The following is a 6,359-nucleotide window of genomic DNA, read 5'->3' on the forward strand; positions in this document are numbered from 1 at the left end:
GCCTGCGGTGCGGGCTTGCGCCTGTCATTATAGCGCAACAGCGAGCGAACCGTCCGATTTCTTCAATCAATCACTGAAATTGCTAGCGATTCGCGATTCGGCATACAAGCAGCCGACGGCGCGGCAACCCGCAGAAAGCCGGCTTTCCCCTCATTTTTCTTGACCCATGCTGCGCTGCAATGTTTTTTGAGGGCATGAGCACCGAAAACACCCCGATTCGATCCATCTGCGTTTACTGCGGCTCTCAGCCCGGGCGCGACCCGGCCTACATGGAAGCGGGCCGCGCGCTCGGCCGCTCGATCGCCGATCACGGCCTGCGCCTCGTCTATGGTGGCGGCACCCGCGGCATCATGGGAGCGGTCGCCAGCGGCGTGCTGTCCAACGGCGGCCAGGTCACCGGGATCATCCCGGAATTCCTGATGGACAAGGAAGCCACCCGCCATTCGCTCGGCCAATTGAACGAGCTGATCGTGACGGCCGACATGCATGAGCGCAAGCACACGATGTTCGAGCGCGCAGATGCGTTCGTGGCGCTGCCGGGCGGGATCGGCACGCTGGAAGAGATCGTCGAGATCATGACCTGGGCGCAGCTCGGGCGTCACCGCAAGCCGATGGTCTTCGGCAACACCAACAATTTCTGGCGGCCGATGCTGGACCTGCTCCAGCACATGCGCGAGGAAGGCTTCGTGCACACGGCGCATCTGGTGCAGCCGCTCGTCGTCAACGACGCCGCCGACATCGTCCCGACCATTCTCGCTGCCGCCGGTGGCGGCAACGGCCGTGAAGGCGAGGCCGAGATCATTTCCAAGCTCTGATCACGATCAGCCCGGATAACAAAAAAGGCGCGCCTCACCGGCGCGCCTTTTTTCGTTTGTCCCAGTGGGCTGGCCTTACTCGGCCGGGCTTGCCTGCAAGGCCGCGCGACGGGCGCGGCTCTCGGACAGCATCGCGCCGGTATAGATCACCAGCGCCGCCCAGATCAGCCCGAAGGCAATGAGCTTCGCCGTGCCGAAGGGCTCGTGGAAGACGAACACGGCAATCACGAAGATCATCGTCGGGGCAATGTACTGCATGATGCCGATGGTCGAGAGGCGCAACAGCTTGGCGCCGTTGGCATAGATCATCAGCGGCACCGCCGTGACGATGCCGCAGGACAGCAACCAAAGCACGTCGGTCATGCCGGTGTCGCCGAAATGTCCCTGCCCTGTTGCTTCCAGCCAGATGATGTAGCCGATCGCCGGGATGCTGAGCAGCAGCACTTCGAGGAAGAAGCCCTGGTTCGGACCGACCGGCAGGGTCTTGCGGAAGAAGGCGTAAAAGCCCCAGGAGAGGCAAAGGCCGATCGACACCCACGGCAGGCCGCCCGCATCGAAGGCAAGCACGGCGACCGCGGAAGCCGCGAGCGCAATCGCGACCATCTGCGCCGGATTCGGCTTTTCCTTCAAAAGCACCGCGCCGAGGAAGATCGAAAACAGCGGGTTGATGTAATAGCCGAGCGCCGTCTCGATCGCCCGACCGGCGCCGATCGCCCAGACATAGATGCCCCAGTTGATGGTGATCAGCACGGCGGTCAGCGCTGCCATGCACAACATGCGCGGCGAGCGCAGCGCCACCTTGATGTCATCGGTGCGACCGAGCCAGAGAAGAACCAGACCCGCGAGCGGAACCGACCACACGATCCGGTGCGCCACCACCTCGGGCGCCGGGATATGGGCGACCGCCTTCATGAAGAAGGGCAGGAAGCCCCAGAGCAGGTAGGCGGTGAGCGCGAAGGCGAAGCCCTTCGCGGAATCGGTATTTTCGGCGGGTGCTTTTGGCTCAGCCATGACATTTTTCCTGGTGTGTTTTGCCGGAGAGCCATGACGGCAAAAGGCGCTCTCCAGCTGCAAGGGAAGGCGCGGCTTACGGGCCCCGCGAAGCTTCCCATTGGTGCGTCCTACTCCAACGCCCGGGAATGCACCAATTCATTTCCGTGAAGGGACGGTGAGTTTTGCTCATCATCCCACGGCAGCGGGACCTCACGCCTCCGACAAACGGCGTCACTCGGCCGCAATCAGCCCGACATGGTCGCGGTTCTTCAACAGCTTGTAGACGATGCTGTCCATCAGCGCCTGGAAGGAGGCGTCGATGATGTTGTCGGAGACACCCACGGTCCACCAGCGCGCGCCCGTGCCATCGGTCGATTCAATCAGAACGCGGGTGATCGCCTCGGTCCCGCCATTGAGGATACGGACCTTGTAGTCCGCCAGCTCGAGATCTTCGATTTCCGCCTGGTACTTGCCGAGATCCTTGCGCAGCGCCAGGTCGAGCGCGTTGACCGGGCCATGCCCTTCGGCGACCGACATCATCGTTTCACCGTCGACGATCACCTTCACCACCGCTTCGGACACCGTTTTCAGATTGCCGTTGGCGTCGAAACGGCGCTCGACCATCACCCGGAAGCTCTCGACGTGGAAGAAGTCCGGCACCGTGCCGAGGATGCGGCTGGCGAGCAGCGCGAAGCTTGCATCCGCGCCTTCATAGGCATAGCCGGTCGCTTCCCGCTCCTTGACGATGGCAATCAGCTTGTCGAGCTTCGGATCGTCCTTGCTGACGACAATGCCGCGGCGCTTCAAGGCGTTGATGAAATTGGCCTTGCCGCCCTGGTCCGAGACCATGACCTTGCGCAGGTTGCCGATGCTTTCGGGCGCCACATGCTCGTAGGTGCGCGGATCCTTCAAGAGCGCCGAAGCATGGATGCCCGCCTTGGTCGCGAACGCGGACGCCCCAACGTAGGGAGCCTGCTGGTCCGGCGAACGGTTCAAGAGTTCGTCGAAGGAATGGGCAAGCTTCGTCAGTTCCAGCAAGCGGTCGGCGTCGATCGCCGTTTCGAAGCGGCTGGAATAGGTCTCCTTCAGCGCGAGCGTCGGGATCAGCGTGACGAGATTGGCGTTGCCGCAGCGCTCGCCGATGCCGTTCAGCGTTCCCTGGATCTGGCGCACGCCGGCTTCGACGGCCGCCAGCGAATTGGCGACCGCCTGGCCGGTGTCGTTGTGGGCGTGGATGCCGAGATTGGCGCCTGGCACGCCAGCTGCGATCACCGCTGCGACGATCTCGCGGATCTCGGGCGGCTGCGTGCCGCCATTGGTGTCACAGAGCACCACCCAGCGGGCGCCGGCCTCGAAGGCCGCCTTGGCGCAGGCGAGCGCATAGGCGGGGTTTGCCTTGTAGCCATCAAAGAAATGCTCGCAATCGACCATCGCCTCGCGGCCGGAGGCGACGACGGCTGCGACCGAGGCACTGATGTTGTCGAGGTTTTCCTCGTTGGTACAGCCGAGCGCCACCTCGACGTGATAATCCCAGCTCTTGGCGACAAGACAGATTGCGTCGCTTTTGGCAGACAACAGGGCCGCAAGACCAGGGTCGTTGGACGCCGAAACGCCGGCGCGCTTGGTCATGCCGAAGGCGACGAAAGACGCTTTTTGCGTCCGCTTGCGGGTGAAGAACTCGGTGTCGGTCGGGTTGGCGCCGGGGTAGCCGCCCTCGATATAGTCCACGCCGAACTGGTCGAGCAGGCCAGCGATCGCAATCTTGTCCTCGACCGAAAAGTCGATGCCGGGCGTCTGCTGCCCGTCCCTGAGCGTCGTGTCGAAGAGGTAGATGCGTTCCCTGGTCATGGCCTTGTCCAAATGCTCTTTGCGTTTCGCGTCTTACTCGGTCTTGCCTGCGTACCGGTCGGTCGCCCGGATCAGCCGGTCGAGGATGCCGGGCTCGGAATAGGCGTGCCCCGCGCCCTCGATCAGGTGGAATTCGGCCTCCGGCCAGGCCTTGTGCAACTGCCAGGCATATTTTGCCGGGCACGGCATGTCGTAGCGCCCGTGGATGATGACACCTGGAATGCCGTGAAGCCGGTGGGCGTCGCGCAGCAATTGTCCGTCGTCCATCCAGCCGGCATTGACGAAGAAGTGGTTCTCGATCCGTGCGAAGGCGTCGGCGTAGTCGTCGTCCGCAAAAGGCGCGCTCGTCGAAAGTTCCGGCAAAAGCGTGATCGTCTCGCCTTCCCAGATGCTCCAGGCTTTGGCGGCGGCAAGGCGCGTTGCCTTGTCGTCGCTCGTCAGCCGGCGATGATAGGCGTGCATCATCTCGTGGCGCTCGGCTTCAGGGATCGGCGCGATGAACCGCTCCCACTTGTCCGGGAACATTTCCGAGACGCCGAACTGGTAGTACCAGTCGAGCTCGGCCTTGGTCAGCGTGTAGATGCCGCGCAGCACCAGTTCCGAAACCCGTTCGGGGTGTTTCTCGGCATAGGCGAGTGCGAGCGTCGAGCCCCAGGAGCCGCCGAACACCAGCCATTTCTCGACCCCCGCCATCTGGCGCAGCCGCTCGATATCGGCAACGAGGTGCCAGGTGGTGTTGGCCTCAATCTCGGCTGACGGCCTCGACTTGCCGCAACCGCGCTGGTCGAACAGGGTCACGTCGTAAAGCGCCGGATCGAACAGGCGGCGATGGTTCGGCGAGATCGTGCCGCCAGGGCCGCCATGCAGGAACACGGCGGGCTTGGCGCCCGGCGTGCCGACCCTTTCCCAATAGATCACGTGCCCGTCGCCGACATCGAGATGGCCCGACGCATAGGGTTCGATTTCCGGATAGAGCGTACGCAGAACAGTCGTCATCTTCAGTCTTTCGTGAGCGGCCAGTGCACGGTGTCGTAGTCGGGATGCTGGCGGTTTGTTTCAAGGACGATCAAATGCCGGGTCGCCGACACCTCGCTGCCGTCATCGGTTTCCTTTTCCCTCAGCCCCGCAAGCCTCGAGAACCATATGACGCGGGCTTCGACGCCGGACTGGTAGACGGGCTGCACATCGTCCGGGTCATCGAGCGAGCCGAGCGTGATATTGATGAAATCCTCGTCCGGCATGTCATAAAACAGCGGCGTGCCGCAGGCGCTGCAGAAACCGCGACGGACCAGGTGGGAGGAGCTGAACCAGGACGGCTGCCCACGCGTGATATCGAATTTGTCGCGCGGCGCATTGGCGAGCGGCATGAAGTAGTTGCCGGTCGCCTTCTGGCACATGCGGCAATGACAGATGTGCGGATCGGCCAACGCGCCCTCGACGCGGTAGCGAACGGCGCCACACTGACAGCCTCCGGTATAGATGCGTGCGATCGTCACTTGAAAGCTCCCGAAGGATGCCATTGCTCGGTCTCGTGATCCGGATGCTGGAAGGAGATGATGCTCTCCTGCCGCGCGTAGAAGTCCTGGTCTTCAAGAACCGGCTGCTCGAAGATGGTTTCGACCCACGGCAGTCGCGACCCGTGATTGACCTGGATTTTCGGCGCGAGATCGGAGCGATCATCAAAGGTGCCGATGGCAATCTCGAGACCGCCAGGGTGCCGGTAGGTCATCGGCGTGCCGCACTTGGCGCAGAAACCACGGTCGATGTTGACGGAGGATTGGAAGTAGCTCGGCTCGTCGCGCACCCATTCGACGCCATCCTTTGGCGCCGTCACCAGCGCCGAGAAGAACGAGCCGAACTGCTTCTGGCACATGCGGCAATGGCAGATCGACGGGCGTCCGAGCTCTCCCCGGATCCGGAAGCGGACGGCACCGCACTGGCATCCACCTGTACGAACGTTCTCTGTCATCGTGTCTCCTCCGGGGGCCAGGTCTCGGTATCGTGGTCGGGATGCTGATAGGAAACGAGTTTTTCCAGGAATTCCAGGGCGTCCGGGTCTTCCATCGTGTGAACACCCGGCAATTCGGGGACATGATCGGCATAGGGCAGTTTGCTTTCGATGCCCCATTGAACCGTCGGCGTGATGCCTTGCGGTTCGTCGAAGGTGGCGATCGCGAGCGCCATGCCGTCGGGCGCCTCGTAGGTGAGCGGCGTTCCACAGTCGCCGCAAAAGCCGCGCCAGCCGAAATTGGAGGACTGGAAGCGCTTCCGTTCGCCCCGGGTCCAGGTGACAGTCGCGCCGCGCACCGAAACCAGCGGCAGGTAGAAGTTGCCGCTCGCCTTCTGGCACATGCGGCAATGACAGACGGACGCATCGCCCAGCATGCCCTCGACGCGAAAGCGCACCGCGCCGCACTGGCAGCCACCGGTGTAATAGGGCTTGTTGTCGAGACTCATCACGACCCTGCCCCGGCCGGCGCATGGCAGACCGCTTCAATGTTGTTGCCGTCAGGGTCCAGTACGAAGGCGCCATAGTAGTCCGGGTGGTAGTGCGGTCGGAGCCCCGGCTTGCCGTTGTCGCGCCCGCCTGCCGCAATCGCCGCCTCGTAGAACGCATCGACTTCGGCCCGGCTTCGCGCCGCAAAGGCATAGTGGCGGCCGGCGCCTGCCGCTGCCTCATGCAACCAGAAGACCGGCCGTTCC

8 protein-coding genes are annotated in these 6,359 nt (G+C 63.2%); 1 reads left to right on the forward strand and 7 read right to left on the reverse strand.

Annotated elements, in window-relative coordinates:
• Positions 1–194 precede the first annotated feature (194 nt).
• Positions 195–815, forward strand: a complete 621-nt coding sequence (locus tag VGO12_RS16330; RefSeq protein ID WP_327513790.1) for a TIGR00730 family Rossman fold protein — start codon at positions 195–197, stop codon at positions 813–815.
• Positions 816–890: 75 nt separating this feature from the next.
• On the opposite strand, the gene rarD is transcribed toward VGO12_RS16330, so the two are convergent.
• The 7 genes from rarD to VGO12_RS16365 form a co-directional block, all read right to left on the reverse strand.
• Positions 891–1,826 (reverse strand): EamA family transporter RarD, encoded by a 936-nt coding sequence (gene rarD, locus VGO12_RS16335; protein WP_327513791.1) that lies wholly within the window; start codon positions 1,824–1,826, stop codon positions 891–893.
• A gap of 213 nt (positions 1,827–2,039) precedes the next feature.
• Positions 2,040–3,656 carry a citramalate synthase gene (cimA, locus tag VGO12_RS16340; RefSeq protein WP_327513792.1) on the reverse strand — a complete coding sequence of 539 codons (1,617 nt, stop codon included), beginning with the start codon at positions 3,654–3,656 and terminating at the stop codon, positions 2,040–2,042.
• A gap of 33 nt (positions 3,657–3,689) precedes the next feature.
• Positions 3,690–4,652: a prolyl aminopeptidase gene (gene pip / locus VGO12_RS16345; RefSeq protein WP_327513793.1), complete on the reverse strand. Its 963-nt coding sequence runs from the start codon at positions 4,650–4,652 to the stop codon at positions 3,690–3,692.
• Between the two features lie 2 nt (positions 4,653–4,654).
• Positions 4,655–5,176 carry a GFA family protein gene (locus VGO12_RS16350; RefSeq protein WP_327513794.1) on the reverse strand — a complete coding sequence of 174 codons (522 nt, stop codon included), beginning with the start codon at positions 5,174–5,176 and terminating at the stop codon, positions 4,655–4,657.
• Positions 5,149–5,625 carry a GFA family protein gene (locus VGO12_RS16355; protein ID WP_327513795.1) on the reverse strand — a complete coding sequence of 159 codons (477 nt, stop codon included), beginning with the start codon at positions 5,623–5,625 and terminating at the stop codon, positions 5,149–5,151. Before VGO12_RS16355 ends, VGO12_RS16350 begins: the two co-directional genes overlap by 28 nt.
• Positions 5,622–6,113, reverse strand: coding sequence for a GFA family protein (locus VGO12_RS16360; RefSeq protein ID WP_327513796.1), 492 nt, complete (start codon positions 6,111–6,113; stop codon positions 5,622–5,624). Before VGO12_RS16360 ends, VGO12_RS16355 begins: the two co-directional genes overlap by 4 nt.
• The coding region (locus tag VGO12_RS16365) for a VOC family protein (RefSeq protein WP_327499942.1) at positions 6,113–6,359 on the reverse strand (247 nt) is incomplete at its 5' end. The genes VGO12_RS16360 and VGO12_RS16365, both read right to left, overlap by 1 nt.

It is taken from the genome of Ensifer sp., from assembly GCF_035999135.1.
Classification (GTDB): domain Bacteria; phylum Pseudomonadota; class Alphaproteobacteria; order Rhizobiales; family Rhizobiaceae; genus Ensifer.

Bases quoted from the DNA above. Each gene is read 5' to 3' on its own strand.
- VGO12_RS16330 (WP_327513790.1), top strand. From the start codon at position 195: ATGAGCACCGAAAACACCCCGATTCGATCCATCTGCGTTTACTGCGGC.
- rarD (WP_327513791.1), bottom strand. From the start codon at position 1,826: ATGGCTGAGCCAAAAGCACCCGCCGAAAATACCGATTCCGCGAAGGGC.
- cimA (WP_327513792.1), bottom strand. From the start codon at position 3,656: ATGACCAGGGAACGCATCTACCTCTTCGACACGACGCTCAGGGACGGG.
- pip (WP_327513793.1), bottom strand. From the start codon at position 4,652: ATGACGACTGTTCTGCGTACGCTCTATCCGGAAATCGAACCCTATGCG.
- VGO12_RS16350 (WP_327513794.1), bottom strand. From the start codon at position 5,176: ATGGCATCCTTCGGGAGCTTTCAAGTGACGATCGCACGCATCTATACC.
- VGO12_RS16355 (WP_327513795.1), bottom strand. From the start codon at position 5,625: ATGACAGAGAACGTTCGTACAGGTGGATGCCAGTGCGGTGCCGTCCGC.
- VGO12_RS16360 (WP_327513796.1), bottom strand. From the start codon at position 6,113: ATGAGTCTCGACAACAAGCCCTATTACACCGGTGGCTGCCAGTGCGGC.